The 18,372-nt window shown below is 70.2% G+C and carries 16 protein-coding genes; 12 read left to right on the forward strand and 4 right to left on the reverse strand.

The features are described from left to right. Nucleotides 1–49: 49 nt before the first annotated feature. From VFF97_RS08220 to VFF97_RS08245, 6 genes are all read left to right on the forward strand, one after another. Nucleotides 50–1,597, forward strand: a complete 1,548-nt coding sequence (locus tag VFF97_RS08220; RefSeq protein ID WP_325033008.1) for a DUF7059 domain-containing protein — start codon at nucleotides 50–52, stop codon at nucleotides 1,595–1,597. Nucleotides 1,598–1,914: 317 nt separating this feature from the next. Beyond that, the gene (locus tag VFF97_RS08225) at nucleotides 1,915–3,342 is read left to right on the forward strand and encodes a CCA tRNA nucleotidyltransferase (protein WP_325033009.1); all 1,428 of its coding nucleotides are present in this window, start codon (nucleotides 1,915–1,917) and stop codon (nucleotides 3,340–3,342) included. Nucleotides 3,343–3,463: 121 nt separating this feature from the next. Continuing rightward, a complete protein-coding gene (locus VFF97_RS08230) occupies nucleotides 3,464–5,098 on the forward strand; it encodes an ABC transporter substrate-binding protein (protein ID WP_325033010.1) in 1,635 nt (544 codons plus the stop codon). 122 nt (nucleotides 5,099–5,220) lie between these two features. After that, on the forward strand, nucleotides 5,221–6,312 hold the full coding sequence (locus tag VFF97_RS08235) for an ABC transporter permease (RefSeq protein WP_325033011.1): 1,092 nt from the start codon (nucleotides 5,221–5,223) through the stop codon (nucleotides 6,310–6,312). Between the two features lies 1 nt (nucleotide 6,313). Further along, nucleotides 6,314–7,303 (forward strand): ABC transporter permease, encoded by a 990-nt coding sequence (locus VFF97_RS08240; protein ID WP_325033012.1) that lies wholly within the window; start codon nucleotides 6,314–6,316, stop codon nucleotides 7,301–7,303. Continuing rightward, complete coding sequence (locus VFF97_RS08245; protein WP_325033013.1) at nucleotides 7,303–8,964, forward strand: ABC transporter ATP-binding protein; 1,662 nt, start codon at nucleotides 7,303–7,305, stop codon at nucleotides 8,962–8,964. The genes VFF97_RS08240 and VFF97_RS08245 overlap by 1 nt, the downstream gene beginning before the upstream one ends. Before the next feature lie 201 nt (nucleotides 8,965–9,165). On the opposite strand, the gene VFF97_RS08250 is transcribed toward VFF97_RS08245, so the two are convergent. Continuing rightward, a complete protein-coding gene (locus VFF97_RS08250; RefSeq protein WP_325033014.1) occupies nucleotides 9,166–10,374 on the reverse strand; it encodes a hypothetical protein in 1,209 nt (402 codons plus the stop codon). A gap of 73 nt (nucleotides 10,375–10,447) precedes the next feature. Here VFF97_RS08250 and VFF97_RS08255 point away from each other — a divergent pair, with 73 nt between their 5' ends. Next, complete coding sequence (locus VFF97_RS08255; protein ID WP_325033015.1) at nucleotides 10,448–11,653, forward strand: acyl-CoA dehydrogenase family protein; 1,206 nt, start codon at nucleotides 10,448–10,450, stop codon at nucleotides 11,651–11,653. A 132-nt stretch (nucleotides 11,654–11,785) separates the two neighbouring features. Here the strand turns inward: VFF97_RS08255 and VFF97_RS08260 are convergent, their stop codons facing one another. Beyond that, nucleotides 11,786–12,796 carry a hypothetical protein gene (locus VFF97_RS08260; protein ID WP_325033016.1) on the reverse strand — a complete coding sequence of 337 codons (1,011 nt, stop codon included), beginning with the start codon at nucleotides 12,794–12,796 and terminating at the stop codon, nucleotides 11,786–11,788. Between the two features lie 33 nt (nucleotides 12,797–12,829). Further along, entirely contained in the window at nucleotides 12,830–13,495 is a 666-nt protein-coding gene (locus tag VFF97_RS08265; RefSeq protein ID WP_325033017.1) for a TetR/AcrR family transcriptional regulator, read from the reverse strand. 63 nt (nucleotides 13,496–13,558) lie between these two features. Here VFF97_RS08265 and VFF97_RS08270 point away from each other — a divergent pair, with 63 nt between their 5' ends. The 5 genes from VFF97_RS08270 (at nucleotide 13,559) to rplI (ending at nucleotide 16,743) form a co-directional block, all read left to right on the forward strand. Then, nucleotides 13,559–14,854, forward strand: coding sequence for a glycosyltransferase (locus VFF97_RS08270; protein ID WP_325033018.1), 1,296 nt, complete (start codon nucleotides 13,559–13,561; stop codon nucleotides 14,852–14,854). A 272-nt stretch (nucleotides 14,855–15,126) separates the two neighbouring features. Continuing rightward, nucleotides 15,127–15,486, forward strand: coding sequence for a 30S ribosomal protein S6 (gene rpsF / locus VFF97_RS08275; protein WP_325033019.1), 360 nt, complete (start codon nucleotides 15,127–15,129; stop codon nucleotides 15,484–15,486). 4 nt (nucleotides 15,487–15,490) lie between these two features. After that, nucleotides 15,491–15,988 (forward strand): single-stranded DNA-binding protein, encoded by a 498-nt coding sequence (locus VFF97_RS08280; protein WP_325033020.1) that lies wholly within the window; start codon nucleotides 15,491–15,493, stop codon nucleotides 15,986–15,988. A gap of 36 nt (nucleotides 15,989–16,024) precedes the next feature. Then, on the forward strand, nucleotides 16,025–16,279 hold the full coding sequence (gene rpsR, locus VFF97_RS08285) for a 30S ribosomal protein S18 (protein ID WP_137845745.1): 255 nt from the start codon (nucleotides 16,025–16,027) through the stop codon (nucleotides 16,277–16,279). An 11-nt stretch (nucleotides 16,280–16,290) separates the two neighbouring features. Further along, entirely contained in the window at nucleotides 16,291–16,743 is a 453-nt protein-coding gene (rplI, locus tag VFF97_RS08290) for a 50S ribosomal protein L9 (protein WP_325033021.1), read from the forward strand. Between the two features lie 248 nt (nucleotides 16,744–16,991). Here rplI and VFF97_RS08295 read toward each other — a convergent pair. Beyond that, nucleotides 16,992–18,372 (reverse strand): LPXTG cell wall anchor domain-containing protein (locus VFF97_RS08295; protein ID WP_325033022.1); only part of this gene is annotated, 1,381 nt, incomplete at its 5' end.

Genomic DNA, 18,372 nt, shown 5'->3' on the forward strand with positions numbered 1-18,372 from the left:
ACGGGTCGGGGTTGGGCGCACCCGGTGAGGCGGGGCGGATGCGGGTTGAATGGACGCCGTGACGCCGAACCCCGACCCCGCCCTGTGCCGCGCACTCGCCGAAGACCTGCGCGATGCGGGGTTCACCTCGGAGGCCGTGCGGTCGGGCTGGGGCGCGGCGGCCGATGACGCCGTCGTGCGGGGGCTACGCGGACCCGCGCTTCGCGGGCTCGCGGGTCGCGACGACGCCGTCGCGGTGCTGTCGCGCCTGTTCGTGCTCGGAATGCCGCAACCGGCAGCCGACGTCGCGCGGGTGCTGCCGGGCACGGGTGTGGAAGGCCTCGAGGCGCTCGGGCTCGCGGAGATCGTGAGGGCGGGCGACGGAGATCCGGATGTCCGGCCCCTCGCGCTCATCCGCCCCCAGTCGTTCTCCGACGCCCGGGGAGACGGGGAGTGGTGGATCGCGAGCGACCTCGACGAGACTGCACTCGCCGGGCCGCTGCCGGAGGACCACGTGCTCGGCGTCGGAGGGGCGTCACTCACCCTCGCGGCGATCCAGCTGCCCACGCCTGCCGGGCGAGCGCTCGATGTGGGCACCGGATGCGGCATCCAATCGCTGCGTGCGCGGCAGGCCGTGTCGCACGTGGTCGCGACGGACATCTCCGACCGTGCACTCTCCTATACGCGGATGAACGCACTGCTCAACGGCGTCGACGGGATCGAGACCCGCAGCGGGAGCCTCTTCGAACCCGTGCGTGGCGAGATGTTCGACCGCATCGTGTCGAACCCTCCCTTCGTCATCACCCCGCGGCGCGACGACGTGCCGGAGTACGAGTACCGCGACGGCGGCATGGTCGGGGACGACCTCGTCGCCGCCTTCATTACGCAGGTCGGCGAGCAGCTCGCGCCGGGTGGTGTCGCGCAGCTGCTCGCGAACTGGGAGACCCACGACGGCGTGAGCGGACTCGATCGCGTGCGCGGATGGGTGGAGGCATCCGCTGTTCCCCTCGACGCATGGGTCGTGGAACGCGAGACGCTCGACCCGATGTCGTACGCCGCACTGTGGGTGCGCGACGGCGGGACGGTGCCGGGCACGCCGGAGTTCGCTCGTCTCATCGACGCGTGGCTCGAAGACTTCGCGGCGCGCGGGGTCACCGAGGTCGGGTTCGGATACGTTCTCCTGCGACGCCCGGCCGAGAGTCCGCCGACGCTCGCGAGGTACGAGCACCTGCCGCAGGCGGTGTCGGATCAGGCCGGCCTGGGCCAGCACCTCGCGGCCGCGCTCGCCGCGCACGATCGACTCGTTCAGCTCGACGACACGGGGGTCGCGGCATCCGTCTTCTCCGTCTCCCCGGATGTGACCGAGGCGCGTCACCATCGCCCCGGCGAGGCCGATCCGACGGTCATCGAGCTTCGGCAGGGAGGGGGATTCGGACGCACGATCTCGGTCGATCCCGGCCTCGCCGCGCTCGTCGGAGCGTGCGACGGTGATCTCCCCGCGGGCGTGCTGATCGACGCGATCGCCGAGCTCCTCGACGCGGATGCCCCGGCATTGCGTCAAGAGCTGCTTCAGCGAGTGCGGGAGCTCGCATTCACAGGCTTCCTGGTTTTCACCTGATCAGCGCGCGTCTTCGATCGCCCGCGGACCGGAGAGCGGCGATGTATACCAAACCTTTACAAATGAACCATTGACGCGGGGTGTCGGAGCACGGCAATATCTCGGCTCAGGCGCGCCGATCCGGTGCGTCGAGGCGTCGCATCTCGTACTGGGGAGTTCGAGTGGGTGCGGCGGCCTTTGGGAAGGGCTCGGGGGTGCGGGACGAAGAGACCACGCCGCCGACGGGCCGGCAGCCGACCCGACGGTGACGGGCATCCCGTCGGCGGCGGCGGCTTCGCAGCGCCGGGGCGACGCGGACCTCTCGGTAGGCTCGATCCATGCTCAACATGGCCGAGGGCATCGCGCGCCTCGGCGCGCTCGCCGAGTCTCCCGTCGTCTCCACGCTCGGCCGTGCGTTCGCCGATGCCGGGTTCGAACTGGCGATCGTCGGCGGGCCCGTGCGCGACGCACTCCTCGGTCGCGACGTGCACGACCTCGACTTCACGACCGACGCCCGGCCCGACGACATCCTGCGCGTCGTGAAGCCGATCAGCTCCGCGCAATGGGACATCGGTCGTGACTTCGGCACGATCGGGGCGCGCGTAAAGGGCGAGCAGGTCGAAGTCACGACCTTCCGCGCCGACAGCTACGACGGCGTCACGCGCAAGCCCACGGTCGAGTTCGGCGACACCCTCGAGAGCGACCTCGTCCGCCGGGACTTCACGGTCAACGCGATGGCCCTGAGGGTTCCCGGCCGCACGCTCGTCGATCCGACCGGCGGCGTCGAGGACCTCGTGGCCGGACGGCTGCGCACCCCGGTCGATCCCGCGGTGAGCTTCGGCGACGACCCGCTGCGGATGCTCCGCGCCGCGCGCTTCGCGTCGCAGCTGGGCTTCGCGGTGGACACCGACACGGAGGCGGCGATCGCCGACCTGCGGCAGACGCTGTCGATCGTGAGCCCCGAGCGCATCCAGGGCGAGCTCGTGCGGCTTCTGCAGACCGACGACCCCGTGCGCGGCATCCGCATTCTCGTCGAGACCCACCTGATCGACGAGTTCCTCCCCGAGATCCCCGCGCTTCGCCTCGAGGTCGACGAGCACCACCACCACAAGGACGTCTACGAGCACACGCTCACCGTCCTGCGTCAGGCGATCGAGCTCGAGAAGTCGAGGAATCCGGATGCCGCACCCGACGTCCCGCTGCGCCTGGCGGCGCTGCTGCACGACATCGGCAAGCCTGCGACCCGTCGGCTCGAGCCGGGGGGCGGGGTGACGTTCTACCACCACGACCTCAAGGGCGCGCGCATGGCGCGCAAGCGACTGCAGGCACTGCGGTTCGACACCGACACGATCAACTCCGTTGCGCGGCTCATCGAGCTGCACCTCCGGTTCTTCGGCTACGCCGAGGGGGCATGGACGGACTCGGCGGTGCGCCGCTACGTGCGCGACGCAGGTCCCGAGCTCGAGCGGCTGCACATCCTGACGCGCGCCGATGTGACGACGCGGAACCGCCGCAAGGCCGCGCGCCTGGCCTCCGCGTACGACGACATCGAGCGGCGCATCGCGGAGCTTGCGGCCCAGGAGGAGCTCGACGCGATGCGCCCCGAGCTCGACGGGAACCGGATCCAGGAGATCCTCGGCATCAAGCCAGGGCGCGAGGTCGGCGAGGCGTACCGGTTCCTTCTCGACCTGCGCCTCGACGAGGGACTGCTCGGCGAAGAAGAGGCGGAGCGACGGCTTCGCGAGTGGTGGGCCGCGCGCGGCTGATCGGTTTCAGTCTGGTTACGAAATCTTCACCGGATTTCCGGATACGCCTGGTCGGAGAGAGGATTGCGGGTGGACCGCGCCTACCCCGCGCGGTCGTCCCCAATCAGCAGAGGTGTACAGAATGTCACTGCATCACAGCGCGCGCGGCCGTCTCGGCCTCGCGATCGGGGCGCTCGGCGCCTCGGCCATCCTCCTCGCCGGCTGCGCCGGCGGTGGCGGCGGCAACGGCGGCGACGGCGACGCATCGGGCGAGCCGATCATCGTCGGCACCACCGACAAGGTCACCACGCTCGACCCGGCCGGCTCGTACGACAACGGCTCGCTCGCGGTCCAGACGCAGGTCTTCCCGTACCTCGTCAACACCGACTACAACAGCACCGAGGTCGTGCCCGACCTCGCCGAGTCGGCGGAGTTCACGTCCGACACCGAGTACACCGTGACCCTGCCGGAGGGCCTCAAGTGGGCCAACGGCAACGACCTCACGTCGTCGGACGTCAAGTTCTCGTTCGAGCGCAACATCGCGATCGCCGACCCGAACGGCGCGTCGAGCCTGCTCTACAACCTCGACAGCATCGAGACGCCCGACGAGACGACGGTCGTCTTCAAGCTGAAGTCGCCCAACGACCAGGTGTTCCCCTTCATCCTGACGAGCTTCCCCGGCGCGATCGTCGACGAGGAGGTCTTCTCGGCCGACTCGATCACGCCCGACCAGGACATCGTCGACGCGAACGCCTTCGGCGGCCCGTACTCGATCACGTCGTGGGACTTCAACAAGACCGTCGAGTTCACGCCGAACGAGAACTACCAGGGTCTGCTCGACGCCCCCGTCAACGAGGGCGTCATCCTGCAGTACTTCGCCGAGTCGTCGAACCTGAAGCTCGCCGTGCAGGAGGGTGACGTCGATGTGGCGTACCGCAGCCTGTCGGCGACGGACGTCGACGACCTCTCGGGCAACGACAACGTCCAGGTCATCGACGGCCCCGGCGGCGAGATCCGCTACATCGTGTTCAACTTCAACACGCAGCCGTACGGCGCGACCACGCCCGAGGCCGACCCGGCCAAGGCCCTCGCGGTGCGCCAGGCGATCGCCGACCTGATCGACCGCGACGAGATCTCCGAGCAGGTCTACAAGGGCACCTACACCCCGCTGTACTCCTACGTTCCCGAGGGCTTCGCGGGTGCGATCGAGGCGCTCAAGCCGCTCTACGGCGACGGCAACGGCGGCCCCGACGCCGAGAAGGCGGCTGCTCGCCTCGAGGAGGCCGGCGTCGAGACGCCCGTCGCCCTCAGCCTGCAGTACAGCCCCGACCACTACGGTCCCTCGTCGGGCGACGAGTACGCCATGGTCAAGTCGCAGCTCGAGGAGAGCGGCCTGTTCACCGTCGACCTGAAGTCGACCGAGTGGGTCCAGTACTCCGAGGACCGCACGTCGGACGTGTACCCCGCGTACCAGCTCGGCTGGTTCCCGGACTACTCGGACGCCGACAACTACCTGACGCCGTTCTTCCTCACGGAGAACTTCCTGGGCAACCACTTCAGTGACGCTCAGACCGAGGAGCTCATCCTCGCGCAGGCCGTCGAGACCGACCCCGACACGCGCACGCAGATGATCGAAGACATCCAGTCGCGCGTCGCCGAGCTGCTCTCGACCTTGCCGCTCCTCCAGGGTGCTCAGGTGGCCGTCGCGGGCACCGACGTCGACGGGGTCATCCTCGACGCGTCGTTCAAGCTCCGCTTCGCCCCGATCACCAGGTAAGGCCGCGGTGCAGTCGATGGGGCGGTCCGCTCGCCGGGCCGCCCCATCGCCATGCGGCCGAGGCGCTTGGACGCCGCGGCATTCGCCCTTTACCCGCGTTCTCCGATAGATAGGCTCCACCCATGACCACGAGCGAGGTCGCACCCGTCGATCAGCCGCCGCCCCTGCTTGCCGCATCGCGGTCGAAGTCGGGAGGAGGCAAGCTCGGCCGCTACCTCCTCACGCGGTTCCTCCTCATCTTCGTGACGGTGGCGATCCTGGTGACGGTCGTGTTCTTCATGATCCGCCTCACCGGAGACCCGATCACGGCCGCGCTCGGCGGCCGACTCCCCGCCGACCAGCTCGCGGAGCGCATCCGTGAAGCGGGCTTCGACCGGCCGATCATCGTCCAGTACATCGAGTACCTCGGCCAGATCTTCACGGGCGACTTCGGCACCACCCTGACCGACCGCCAGCCCGTCATCGACGTGCTCGTGCGGTACGGAACCGCCACGGCAGAGCTCGCGTTCTACGCGCTCATCGTCGCGTTCGTGGTGGGCATCCCGCTCGGCCTCGTCGCCGCGGCCAAGCGCGACAAGGCGCCGGATGCCGCGCTCCGCGTCGGCGCGATCCTCTTCTACGCCACCCCCGTGTTCTTCTCCGGTCTCGTGGCGAAGCTCATCTTCTCGGTGTGGCTCGGATGGTTCCCCGTGAGCGGCCGCGCGAATGTGCGGACGGAGATCGCCCTCAACCGCAGCGGCGGGTCCGGCTTCTACCTCATCGACGCGATCGCGTCGGGCAACCCCGCCTACGTGCAGGACGTCCTCGCCCACGCGGTGCTGCCCGCCATGACGCTGGGCCTCGCGATCGCGGGTGTCTTCCTGCGCCTCGTGCGCACGAACGTCATCGGCACGTTCAACATGCCGTATGTCGACGCCGCCCGCTCGCGCGGCGTCTCGGAGTACCGTCTCGTGCGCAAGCACGCCTACAAGCCGGCGCTCATCCCGATCGTGACGGTGATCGGTCTGCAGATCGCGATCCTGCTCGCCGGCGCCGTGCTCACCGAGACGACGTTCGAATGGCAGGGCATCGGCTTCCAGCTCGCCCGCTACCTCGCGGCGCGCGACTTCGTCGCGGTGCAGGCGATCGTCGTGATGATCGCGATCATCGTCGCCGTGACGAACTTCATCGTGGACGTCATAGCCGCGTTCCTCGACCCGAGGGTGAGGTACTGACATGGCCAAGCGCGGATTCTTCGACCGGCTGCCGGTCGTCCACCAGCTGCGTCAGAGCGTCGGCCTCCAGCGGGGCATGCTCGTGGCCGGCCTCGTGCTCGCTCTCGTGTTCCTCCTCGTCGCACTCCTCGCGCCGTGGCTCGCTCCCTACAGCTACAACCAGCTGCGCGGTCCGGACGGATTGTTCGGGTCGCAGCAGCCTCCGAGCCCCGAGCACCTGCTCGGCACGACGGTCGGCGGGTACGACGTCCTCTCGCGCACCATCTGGGGCGCCCAGACCGCGCTGTTCGTCGTGGTCGTCGCGATCCTGCTGTCGGTGTTCATCGGGATCCTGCTCGGTCTCATCTCCGGATACGTCGGCGGATGGCTCGACCGCGTGCTCGTCGTCATCGCAGATGCGATCTACTCGTTCCCGTCGCTGCTGCTCGCGATCGTCGCGGCCATCGCGGTCAGCGGCGGACAGTCCGGCCTGGTCCCCGGTGTGCTGTCGGCGGCGATCGCGATCACGGTCGTCTTCATCCCGCAGTACCTTCGTGTCGTTCGCGCAGAAGTCGTGCGTGTGAAATCCGAGGCGTTCGTCGAGTCGGCCAAGGTCATCGGCGCGAGCACGTGGCGCATCATGTTCCGTCACGTGCTGCGCAACTCGACGCGCTCGCTCCCGCTCATCGTGACCCTGAACGCCTCCGAGGCCATCGCGACGCTCGCCGCCCTCGGCTTCCTCGGCTTCGGCATCGAGCCGACGGCCGCGGCCGAGTGGGGCTACGACCTCAAGGAGTCCATCGGCGACGTGTCGGCCGGCATCTGGTGGACGGCGATCCCGCCGGGCACCGCGATCGTGCTGACGATCCTCGGCATCACCCTCATCGGCGAGAGCCTCAACGACCTCGCCGACCCGCGCCTGCGCGCGCGCCGTCGCGCGGCGAAGACGCCCGCCGACGCGGTGGCCGCGAGCCAGCCCGTCGCGCGCGAGTTCATGGGAGAGGTGGAGTGATGACCGTGGCATCCGATTCCGTCGCGGTCGAGATCCGCGATCTCGACGTCAGCTTCGCGACCGACGCCGGCGAGGTCCGGGCCGTCCGCGGCGTCTCGCTCGACGTGCGCCGCGGCGAGGTGCTGGCGATCGTCGGCGAGTCCGGCAGCGGCAAGACCGTGACGTCGCGCACGATCCTGGGCCTCCTGCCCGAGACCGCCACGATCGGCGGCGCCGTCATCCTCGACGGCACCGATGTGGCGAAGATCGGCAAGAACGAGCTGCGCGAGGTGCGCGGCTCCAAGGCCGCGATGATCTTCCAGGAGCCGTCGACCGCCCTCAACCCCGTCTTCACGGTCGGGTGGCAGCTCGCCGAGGGCCTGCGCGCGCACGGCAAGTACTCGAAGGCCGAGGCGAAGGCGAAGGCGATCGAGATGCTCGGCCGCGTCGGCATCCCCGACCCCGAGCGACGCGTCAACGACTACCCGCACCAGTTCTCGGGCGGGCAGAAGCAGCGCATCGTCATCGCGATGGCGCTCGCGCTCGACCCGACGGTGATCATCGCGGACGAGCCCACGACGGCCCTCGACGTGACCGTGCAGGCCGAGATCCTCGACCTGCTGCGCGACCTGCGCGACCAGTTCGGCACCGCGATCGTGCTCATCACGCACAACATGGGCGTCGTCGCCGACCTCGCCGACCGCGTCGCGGTGATGCTCGAGGGCGAGGTCGTCGAGACCGCTCCGGTCGGCGAGATCTTCGCGGCGCCGCAGCATCAGTACACGAAGCGCCTGCTCGCCGCGGTGCCGCGTCTCGAGATCGCCGACCGCACGCTCTCGGCCGAGGAGGCGGCCAGCGAGCCCGTCGTCGAGGCGACCGACCTCGTGATCGAGTACGCGGGCCGGTTCGGCCGCTCCGCGTTCCGCGCCGTCGACCGCGTGAGCTTCCAGATCCGTCCCGGCGAGGTCCTCGGGCTCGTGGGCGAGAGCGGCTCGGGCAAGACGACGATCGGCCGCGCGATCGCGGGCCTCACTCCGGTCGCCGGCGGCTCGCTGCGCGTGCTCGGCGTCGAGATGAACGGCGTCAAGGAGCGCGAGTTCCGCAAACGCCGCAGCGAGCTGGGCTTCGTCTTCCAGGATCCCGCGACGAGCTTCAACCCGCTCCTGACGATCGCGCAGAATGTGGCCGAGCCGCTCATCGTGCACGGGAAGGCGACGGATGCGGCATCCGCCCGCCCCCGCGTCGACGAGCTGCTGGACGCCGTGCAGCTCGGCGGCTCGTTCGGCGACCGCTTCCCGCATGAGCTGTCGGGCGGTCAGCGCCAGCGCGCCTCGCTCGCGCGGGCGCTCGCGCTCGACCCGAAGCTTCTGATCGCGGACGAGCCGACGAGCGCGCTCGACGTGTCGGTGCAGGCGCGCGTGCTCGACCTGTTCGCCGACCTGCAGGAGCGCTTCGGCTTCGCGACGCTGTTCATCACGCACGACCTCGCGGTCGTCGACCTCCTCGCGCACAGCATCGTGGTGCTGCACCACGGGCGCATCGCGGAGGCCGGACCGACCTCGCGTGTGCTCGGCGCCCCGGCCGACGCGTACACGCGCCGCTTGATCGCGTCGCTCCCGGTGCCCGACCCCATCGAGCAGGCGGCGCGCCGCGCCGAGTGGCGGGAGAGCTTCGGGCGCTGAGCTCCCGGTCGCCGAGCGAGCGCAGCGAGACGAAGCGCGCTCACCGGCGGCATCCGCCACCCTTCCGAAATCAGGACATCTGGCGCAGTCAGGAGAGTTTCACGAGAAACGCCCTGTCTCCGCCAGATGTCCTGATCCGGGCGAGTGGGTGACGCAGCGCGCGGCGTCGGTCGGTGGCGGCCCGGCCGGGCGCGGCGGCTCTCAGCGGAAGAGCCCGTTGAACAGGCCACCGCCGAGGACGTTCATCACGAACCAGAACACGAGCACCCCGACGATGAGCACCCACGCGAGCGACGTGCGACGGCGCAGTCGCCGTCCCTCCGAGGCGACGCCGGGCGGCGGGGGTGTGAGCATCTGGTGCGGAACAGCGAACGGCACCGAGTCCGCCGCGGTCGTGAGCGCGTGCACACCCGCGTCTGAGCCGGTCGCCGCGTAGCCGCTGGCCGACGCGGCGCGGGCCGCGGCATCCGCCCGCAGCCTGTCGTCGCGCCAGCGCGCCCACTGCGCGAACTTGTCGAGCAGCGCGCCCACCGCAGAGAAGAGCCAGGCCCACGTCGCCGGATCGAGCGTCGACAGCGGGCGCTTCGCGTAGAGGAAGAGCCAGTCGTCGACGATCTCGACGTCGAGCGCGGCGGCGTTGTCGATGAACCGCGCCATGATGTCGGGCGTGAACAGGTAGAGCGCATCGCGCTCGTAGCCTTCGGGGCAGTAGAGCGAGAAGTACCGGTCGAAGTCGCCCTCGAGGCTGAGGCGCTGACTGGACTTGAAGGCCGTGGGCAGGTTCGATCCGAACACCGCGTTGTTGCCCTTCGCGTCGAGCACGATGTGCGGGAGCGGAACGTCGAGCTTGACCGCGACGTAGCCCCAGTTGTGGGTCGTGCGGTTCTTGCCCGAGCCGGTGACGTACCGGTAATTCGCGAACTCGACGAACCGCGGACGATGGCCCCGCACGAGGTCTGTCGCGACGCGCGAGTCGCCGATCGAGAAGATCATGCCCGGCAGCGGCGGAGCCGCGTGCTGCGGCTCGAAGGTCATGCCGTTCACGCGTGCGAAACGGTCGAGCCGATACCAGCGCTCGCGGCGTTTGCGCTGGCCGAGCACGGACGTGAAGACGATCGCGACGGCGACGACCCCGATGAACACGAGCGGCAGCACCATCGGCAGAAGCGTGCCGATGCCGCCCGGCTCCGATGAGGCGAGCGCGCTGAAGACGACCGTGAAGACGCTGACCACGACGCCGCCGAACATCACGAAGAAGACGAATGCGATCACGACGACGACGATCGTCGCGCCCGAGAAGCCGCTCGGGACGCGGCCCGACTCGCGCAGACTCCGTGCGAACTGCGAGACAGCCGCCCGGTCGACCGGCTCGGTGAGGGGTCGGGCGTCGAACGGGATCGGCGAGCTCATGCCGCCACGGTACCCGGTCGAGTGCGGCAGGATCGGATCACACCCGCTCCGCACGACGCCCAGGAGGCGCAGCATGCCCGCGAACGTTTCCGCGAGAGACCCCGACGACCTCGACGCGCTGCGCGCGGCATCCGACATCCTCGGAATCGACGCCCTGCTCACCGCCGAGGAGCGCGCGGTGCGCGACCGCGTGCGCGCGTTCGTCGACGCGGAGATCCGCCCCCACGTGGCGGATTGGTTCGACCGTGCGGAGTTCCCCGCCGAGATAGCCCCCGAGCTCGGACGACTCGGCGTGCTCGGAATGACGATCGAAGGGCACGGATGCCCCGGCCGCAGCGCCGTGGAGTACGGGCTCGCAGCGCTCGAGCTCGAGGCCGGCGACTCGGGCCTGCGCACGTTCGCGTCGGTGCAGGGCTCGCTCGCGATGGGCTCGATCGATCGCTGCGGGTCGGACGAGCAGAAGGCGGAGTGGCTGCCGCGGCTCGCGCGCGGCGAGGCGATCGCGTGCTTCGCGCTGACCGAGCCGAGTGCCGGATCAGATCCGTCGAGCATGAAGACGTTCGCGCGGCGCGACGGCGGCGACTGGATCATCGACGGAGCGAAGCGCTGGATCGGACTCGCGTCGATCGCCCAGGTCGCGGTCGTCTGGGCGCAGACCGAGGACGGGGTGCGCGGATTCCTCGTGCCGACGGATGCGCCGGGTCTCGGCATCCGTGTTCTCGAGCCCAAGGGTTCGATGCGCGCGTCCATCCAGTGCGAGCTTTCGTTCGACGGCGTGCGGGTGCCGGATGCCGCACGCCTCCCCGGCGCGCAAGGCCTGCGTGCGCCCTTCGCGGCCCTCGGCGACGCACGGTACGGGATCGTGTGGGGAGCCGTCGGGGCCGCGCGCGACTCGTTCGAGGCCGCGCTTCGGTGGTCGCTGCGCCGCGAGCAGTTCGGGCGTCCGATCGCCGGCTTCCAGCTCACGCAGCGCAAGCTCGTGGACATGGCGGTCGAGGTGCAGAAGGGCGCGCTGCTCGCGCTCCATCTCGGACGGCTCAAGGATGCGGGCACGCTGCGCCCCGAGCAGATCTCGCTCGGAAAGCTCGACAACGTGCGGCAGGCGATCGCGGTGGCGCGCGAAGCGCGCACGATCCTCGGCGGCGACGGCGTGCTGCTCGAGAACTCACCGATCCGGCACGCGGCCAACCTCGAGTCGGTGCGCACGTACGAGGGCACCGACGAGGTGCACACGCTCGTGCTCGGTCAGCACCTGACGGGCATCGCGGCGTTCCGCTGAGCCGCTCGGCGCGCCCGCGGGGTGCCGAAATTGCGCGAACTGCAAACGGATGCCGCATCCGCCGGTGATTCGCGCAATCTCGACGCCTGGGTGCGGGCGCCGCGGGCGCCGCGGGCGCCGGTGCGCGGGGCGTCAGCGGTTCACGTCGTCGGAGTCCCACGTGAGCGCAGCGCCCTCGCGAAGAGGGAGGGCCTCGAGCCCGGGGTGCGTGCACACCGCCCGGACGAGCTCCGCCGACCCGGCGACGATGGTGGAGTCCCAATCGATCTCGGTCGCGACCGCGAAGGCGCGATCGGCCGGCCAGATCCAGCTCGGCGACGGCGTCGACGCGGCGGGTTCATGCGCCCACGGCGCTCCGGCCACCCAATCCGGGTCGGCCAGCTCGGCGATCGACCCGCGGAACAGAACGTGATCGCGGTTCGGGAGCGACAGCCGCGGCCCCCTCGAGACCTCGTCCGACAGCACGCCGGGCTGCCACGTCCGCTTGCGGAACACGTTGTTGAAACGGTCGTGGATGCTGCGCTCGAGCATCTCGCGATGGCGGTCGAGCAGCTCCGCGTCGTCGAGCGACACGTAGCGCAGGTCCGCGGGCTCGTCGTCCTGCGAAAACGTCAGCGCGGCTCGAGCGGGCGTCTCACCGTAGAACCCGAGCAGTCCGCCCCAGCCCTCCCAGACTGCGATGTACGCGTCATCGGGGGTCGACGTGTGGGCGGAGAGCACGCCGGCGAGCAGCGCGAGCAGTGGAGGATCGAGTCGGCCCTCCTCTGGAGGCGAGTAGCGCCAGCCCGCGGCATCCGTCGATTCGCCCGACCGTTCGAAGCGAGGCTCGGTGCGCACGATCCGGTGCCATTGCGCGCCTGCGTGCATCGTCGTTCCGAACGCGTCAGCGGCCTCGCCCCAGGACACCCGCTCCGTGTCGACCTCGACGCCGGAGCGGCCGAACTCCTCCCACTCGGCGCGGTGGCGGTCGGCGGGCTCGGGCGGCCACTCGCGCCCGACCGGACGCTCGCGCATCGCCGGGTGGAACACCCGGGCGTACGCGGCGAACCCGCGCGGCACGATGTCGTGCATCGTTCCTCGCCAGCGATCGTCGATGCGTTCGCGCAGCCAGGCGCCGGCCGAGGCATCCGGTTCCCATTCCATCCGGTTCACGCTACAGCGGACATTGCGGATGCCTCAGCCCGCGTCACCGTCGCCGCGAGCGACGCGCCGCAGAGCCGCCGCCAGCCACGCGCGGTACTGCTCGTCCGACCACCCGGACTGCGCGACGAGCTGCTGGTAGGCCTCGGGCGACAGGAGGAAGGAGAGCTCGGCGCCGGCGCGCTCGACGTCGAGGTCGGGGTCGCCGAAGGGGCGACGGCGGAGCTCCTCGGCGAGGGCGAGGAAGTCGCGGTGCCGGTTGTCGAGCATCGTGGCGAGGGCCTGGGCGACGACGTCGTCCGAGAACGACGCGGCCAGGAGCACCGTCCACAGGCGGCTGCTCGCGGCGTTCGAGGCTGCGACGAACTCGACCGTCGCCGCGATGAAGTCGTCGTCGGGGAGGGCCAGCATGTCGAGCACGCGCTCGGTGTCGGTGAGCGTGCTGCGCCCCTCGACCCCGGCGAACGTGATTTCGAACGCGCGGATGAGGAGATCCGCCTTGGTGCCCGCGGACTTCACCGTCTCGGTCGAGACGCGCGCTGCGCGGGCGATGGCCGCGAGGGTCGTCGCCTGGTAGCCGTTCTGCGAGAACTGGGCGGCCGCGGCCTCGAGGATCCTCCGCCGGGTCTGCTGCGCCTGCTCGGCGCGCAGTTCGGATCGATACGTTCGGGTCGCCGTCGCGCTCGCGCTCGCATCCGACATATTGACTTTCCTCCGAGGGTGGTGAATCATCTGGAGAGCAAATCAATCCTATCCGGAGGAACCATGGGTTCGTACCTCATCACCACGACGCCCGCTCACGGGCACGTGGCGCCGCTGCTCACGATCGCGCGGCACCTCATCGCGCGGAGGCACCGCGTGCGCTTCCTCACGGGGGCGAAGTACGCCGATGCCGTCACGGCGGCCGGCGCCGAGTTCCTTCCGATCCCGCCCGAGTCCGACATCGACCTCGACCGCGTGGGCGAGCTGCTCCCCGAGCGCGCGGGGCTCGCGGGGCCGGCCGCCATCCGCTTCGACCTGCGCAACATCTTCTTCAAGCCGGCCCGCGGTCAGTACGACGCGCTGCTGACCGCGATCCAGGCGGAGCCGACCGATGCCGTCCTCACGGAGGGCCTCTACCTCGGGGCTGCGCTCCTCGCACTCCGGCCGCGGGCGGAGCGTCCGCCGATCGTGGCGCTCGGGATCTTCCCCCTCGGTGCTCCGAGCCGTGACACCGCGCCGTTCGGTGTCGGAATGACCCCGATGGCCGGGTGGATCGGGCGCCTCCGCAACCGCGTGATGACGACGATCGCCGACAAGGCGATCTTCGGGCCGGTGCTCGAGGAGGCGGATGCGCTCGCACACGAGATCGTCGGGCGCAGCTTCGACGGCTCGTTCATGACCTGGAACGTCCGCGCCGACGCGCTCGTCCAGTTCACCGTGCCGTCGTTCGAGTACCCGCGGTCGGACCTGCCCTCCACCGTCACGTTCGCGGGGCCGCTCCCCTGGATGCCGCCCTCCGCCGTCGAGTTCCCGGACTGGTGGGACGAACTCGACGGCTCCCGCCCGATCGTGCACGTCACGCAGGGCACCGTCGCGAACACCGACTTCTCGTCGCTGGTCCGCCCCGCGATCGACGGCCTCGCCGACCGCGACGACCTTCTCGTCATCGTCACCACGGGAGGTCGCCCGGTCGACACGCTCGGGCCGGTCCCCGCGAACGTCCGCGTCGGCTCGTACCTCCCGTATCGCGAGCTCTTCCCGAAGCTCGACGTGCTCGTGACGAACGGCGGCTACGGCGGAGTGCAGCAGGCGCTCGCCCACGGCGTCCCGCTCGTCGTCGCGGGGCAGACGGAGGACAAGATCGAGGTCACCGCCCGCGTCGGCTGGTCGGGTGCCGGCATCAACCTCAAGACGAACAAGGCGGATGCCGCGAAGGTCGCCCGCGCCGTCGACACCGTCCTGCGTGACCCGTCGTACCGCGCCGCCGCGCAGCGAATCGGCGCCGACATGCGCAAGACCGACGCCCTCGGCACGCTCGACGACGTGCTGGAGAGGGTGGTCGCCCTCCCGACGGCGTGAGCCGCGGCATCCGCTGATCCAACGGCTCGCGAGTGCACGACCTGCCTTCGAGTGCACGACCTCCCCACGCGGCTCGGGCGTGCACTCGACGGGAAGTCGTGCACTCGACCGACGGCCGGGATCCGGGCCGATTGGGGGCCTGACCGGGCATCCGGTACGATAGGTGGGTTGTCCGGTCTCGGCCCATGCCGATTCCGGCCGGACACGTGCAACACACCCTCCTGCTGCCGGGAAATGCCCGACAGCCGTTCTAGTCCGAAGGAGGTGGGTCAGTGACGCACAAGTACGAGCTCATGGTCATCCTGAACCCTGAGATCGACGAGCGCCAGGTCGCCCCGAACCTCGACAAGTTCCTGAAGGTCATCACGAACGATGGTGGCTCGATCGACAACGTCGACATCTGGGGTCGCCGCCGTCTCGCGTATGAGATCCAGAAGAAGAGCGAAGGCATCTACGCCGTCGTCAACTTCACGTCGACGAGCGCTGCCGCGCAGGAGCTCGACCGCCAGCTGAAGCTGGACGAGCGGGTCATGCGCACCAAGGTGCTCCGCGCCGAAGAGGCCATGGCACAGGTCGCCGCCGAGCAGAAGCGCTCGGAAGAGAAGGCGGCCCGCAAGGCCGCGAAGGCTTGACATCATGGCCGGTGAGACGATCATCACCGTCGTCGGCAACCTGACCGCCGACCCCGAGCTGCGCTACACGCAGAACGGACTCCCCGTCGCCAACTTCACCATCGCGTCGACGCCTCGCACTTTCGACCGCCAGGCCAACGAGTGGAAGGACGGCGAAGCGCTGTTCCTCCGCGCGAGCGTGTGGCGTGACTTCGCCGAGCACGTGGCCGGCTCGCTGACGAAGGGGATGCGGGTCATCGCTACCGGCCGCCTCAAGCAGCGCAGCTACCAGGATCGCGAGGGCAACAACCGCACCGCGATCGAGCTGGAGGTCGACGAGATCGGCCCGTCGCTGCGCTACGCGACCGCCCAGGTCACGCGCACCTCGGGCGGCGGCGGACAGTCGCGTCAGCAGGTGGCCGACGAGCCGTGGGCGACCCCGGGCTCGTCGAACGCCGCGGGCGGCTCGAACGCCGATGCGTGGAGTGCTCCCGGCGCCTACGGCGACGACACCCCGTTCTGATCTCAGTAAACGAATTGAAGTAGTAAAGGAAACACCATGGCTGGAAAGGCGAGCGGCGACCGCCGCAAGCCGCGGAAGGGCGCGAAGAACGCCGCCCCCGCGAAGGCGATCCGTGTCGGCGTCATCGACTACAAGGACGTCGCCACCCTCCGCAAGTTCATCTCGGAGCGCGGCAAGATCCGCGCCCGTCGTATCACCGGTGTGTCGGTGCAGGAGCAGCGTCTGATCGCGAAGGCGATCAAGAACGCGCGCGAGATGGCGCTCCTGCCGTACGCCGGCGCTGGCCGCTAAGGAGTACCGACATGGCAAAGCTCATTCTCACGAACGAGGTCGCCGGGCTCGGCAGCGCCGGTGATGTGGTCGAGGTCAAGAACGGCTACGCCCGTAACTACCTCATCCCGCAGGGCTTCGCGGTCGCGTGGACGCGCGGCGGCGAGAAGCAGGTCGCGTCGATCCGCGCCGCCCGCGAGGCGCGCGCGATCGCGACGCACGAAGAGGCCGTGGCCCTCAAGGAGGCCCTCGAGTCCAACAAGGTCAAGCTGGCGGTCAAGGCCGGCGCCGAGGGCCGCCTGTTCGGCTCGGTCAAGACCGGTGACGTCGCCGACGCGGTCAAGGCCGCGGGCCTCGGCGACCTCGACAAGCGCAAGATCCAGATCACCTCGCCGATCAAGTCGGTGGGCGAGCACGAGGCGACCGTTCGCCTCGGCGACGAGCTCACCGCCGTGATCACGCTTCAGGTGGTCGCCGCGAAGTAGCACTTCGCCGGCTCGGCGCCGCCGCAGGGGGCGCATCGATACCGAAGACGGATGCCGCGACCCGGCCCTCCCCCGAGGGCTCGGGCCGCGGCATCCGCCGTTCGGTCCTCCGATCGCGGCCGGCCGGTTCCAGGCACGAAGGCGCCGACCGCGACCGGAGAAGTGGTGGGGACGGGAGGACCGTCTGGCAACGGCCCTCCCGCCTTTGCTCCGGGGATCTGGGCGACCGAGGGAACGGCCGCCTCAGGTCACGCGGAGCGTCGCCGTGACACGAGCACGCCGCCGGCCGCCAGGAGCATAAGCCCCATCAGCAGCGCGCCGAGCGCACCCGTCCCTCCTGTCACGGCGAGGTCTGTCGCACCGTCGAACGCCGCGGCCGAGCCGACGCCGGCGGGCGTGCCGCCGGGGCCGGGGTCAGTCGGCGCGGTTCCGCCCGGCGGGTTCCCCGGGTCGCCCGGGGCGTCGGGCCCGCCAGGCGTGTCGGGACCGCCGCCGCCCGGGCCGGCGTCGCCGAGCACGTCGATGAGGGCCTGGTCGAGCAGGCCCGTGTCGTCGATCGCGTCGCCGACGTTGGAGCCCGCGTTCTGCAGCGTCGAGGCGAATGCTGTGGGAACGTCGCCACCGGTCGCGAGGGCATCCACGAGCGAACCCGCATCGGTGAGCGCGTCGTTCGCCAGGCCGTCGACGACCTGGTCGGACGTGTTCGCCGTCGCGTTGAACAGCGTCCGGCCCAGGTCGTCGCCGAGGTCCGACACTGTCGTGCCGAGGTCGTCCACGGCACCCGGCAGGTCGCCTTCGCCGACCTCGTCGAGGACGGCATCGCCGTTGTCGACGAGGTTGCCGACCAGGCCGCCCTCGACGAGGATCCCGTCGCCGACGACGTCGTTCAGACCCGAGTCGGGGCCGAGCAGGCTGTCGACGATCGTGGTGCCGGCGGTCGTGCCGGTCACCTCGTCGATGAGGTTCGCGACACCGTCGGTCACCGGCTCGAGCGCACCGTCCTCGCCGAGGATCGGATCGAGCACGGTGTCGCCGACCAGCCCGTCGACCAGACCGTCGTTCTCGGTCAGGTCGGTCAGCAGGCCGTCCGCGTCGTCGGTCGCCCCGCCGTGCTCGGGCGCGTCCGCGTCCTCGAGCGTCGTCGTGAGCGCGTCCTCGAGCAATCCGGTCGTGTCCGTCGCGTCGGCGATGTTCGCACCGAGGTGCTGCAGCATGTTGCTGATCTCGGCGGGCGTGTCGCCGCCGTCCAGCACGTCGCCGAGATCGGTGAGAGCGTCGGCCACGACGCCGTCGATCACCTGGTCGTCGACGTTGGTCGCGGCATCCGTCACCGTCTCGTCGAGAGCCGTGCCGAGGTCTTCGACCGTCGTTCCCACATCGTCGAGCGCGGCGTCGAGGTCACCCGCGCCGACATCGTCGAGCACCGCGTCGACGTTCGTGGCGAGGTCGCCCACGGTGCCGCCCTCGACGAGCGCGCCGTCGCCGATCACGTCGTTCAGGGCGGAGCCTCCGCCGGTGAGCGCTCCGACGAGCTCGGTTCCGGCCGTGGAATTCGTGACCTCGTCGACGATGCCGGCCACGGCGCTGGTGACAGGGGCGATCGCGCCCGCATCACCGAGGACCGGTTCG

The sequence above is a fragment of the Microbacterium sp. genome, assembly GCF_035687345.1.
Classification (GTDB): domain Bacteria; phylum Actinomycetota; class Actinomycetes; order Actinomycetales; family Microbacteriaceae; genus Microbacterium.

Excerpts from the sequence above, each read along its gene's own strand:
- VFF97_RS08220 (WP_325033008.1), top strand. The coding sequence starts at position 50 with ATGGACGCCGTGACGCCGAACCCCGACCCCGCCCTGTGCCGCGCACTC.
- VFF97_RS08225 (WP_325033009.1), top strand. The coding sequence starts at position 1,915 with ATGCTCAACATGGCCGAGGGCATCGCGCGCCTCGGCGCGCTCGCCGAG.
- VFF97_RS08230 (WP_325033010.1), top strand. The coding sequence starts at position 3,464 with ATGTCACTGCATCACAGCGCGCGCGGCCGTCTCGGCCTCGCGATCGGG.
- VFF97_RS08235 (WP_325033011.1), top strand. The coding sequence starts at position 5,221 with ATGACCACGAGCGAGGTCGCACCCGTCGATCAGCCGCCGCCCCTGCTT.
- VFF97_RS08240 (WP_325033012.1), top strand. The coding sequence starts at position 6,314 with ATGGCCAAGCGCGGATTCTTCGACCGGCTGCCGGTCGTCCACCAGCTG.
- VFF97_RS08245 (WP_325033013.1), top strand. The coding sequence starts at position 7,303 with ATGACCGTGGCATCCGATTCCGTCGCGGTCGAGATCCGCGATCTCGAC.
- VFF97_RS08250 (WP_325033014.1), bottom strand. The coding sequence starts at position 10,374 with ATGAGCTCGCCGATCCCGTTCGACGCCCGACCCCTCACCGAGCCGGTC.
- VFF97_RS08255 (WP_325033015.1), top strand. The coding sequence starts at position 10,448 with ATGCCCGCGAACGTTTCCGCGAGAGACCCCGACGACCTCGACGCGCTG.
- VFF97_RS08260 (WP_325033016.1), bottom strand. The coding sequence starts at position 12,796 with ATGGAATGGGAACCGGATGCCTCGGCCGGCGCCTGGCTGCGCGAACGC.
- VFF97_RS08265 (WP_325033017.1), bottom strand. The coding sequence starts at position 13,495 with ATGTCGGATGCGAGCGCGAGCGCGACGGCGACCCGAACGTATCGATCC.
- VFF97_RS08270 (WP_325033018.1), top strand. The coding sequence starts at position 13,559 with ATGGGTTCGTACCTCATCACCACGACGCCCGCTCACGGGCACGTGGCG.
- VFF97_RS08280 (WP_325033020.1), top strand. The coding sequence starts at position 15,491 with ATGGCCGGTGAGACGATCATCACCGTCGTCGGCAACCTGACCGCCGAC.
- rpsR (WP_137845745.1), top strand. The coding sequence starts at position 16,025 with ATGGCTGGAAAGGCGAGCGGCGACCGCCGCAAGCCGCGGAAGGGCGCG.
- rplI (WP_325033021.1), top strand. The coding sequence starts at position 16,291 with ATGGCAAAGCTCATTCTCACGAACGAGGTCGCCGGGCTCGGCAGCGCC.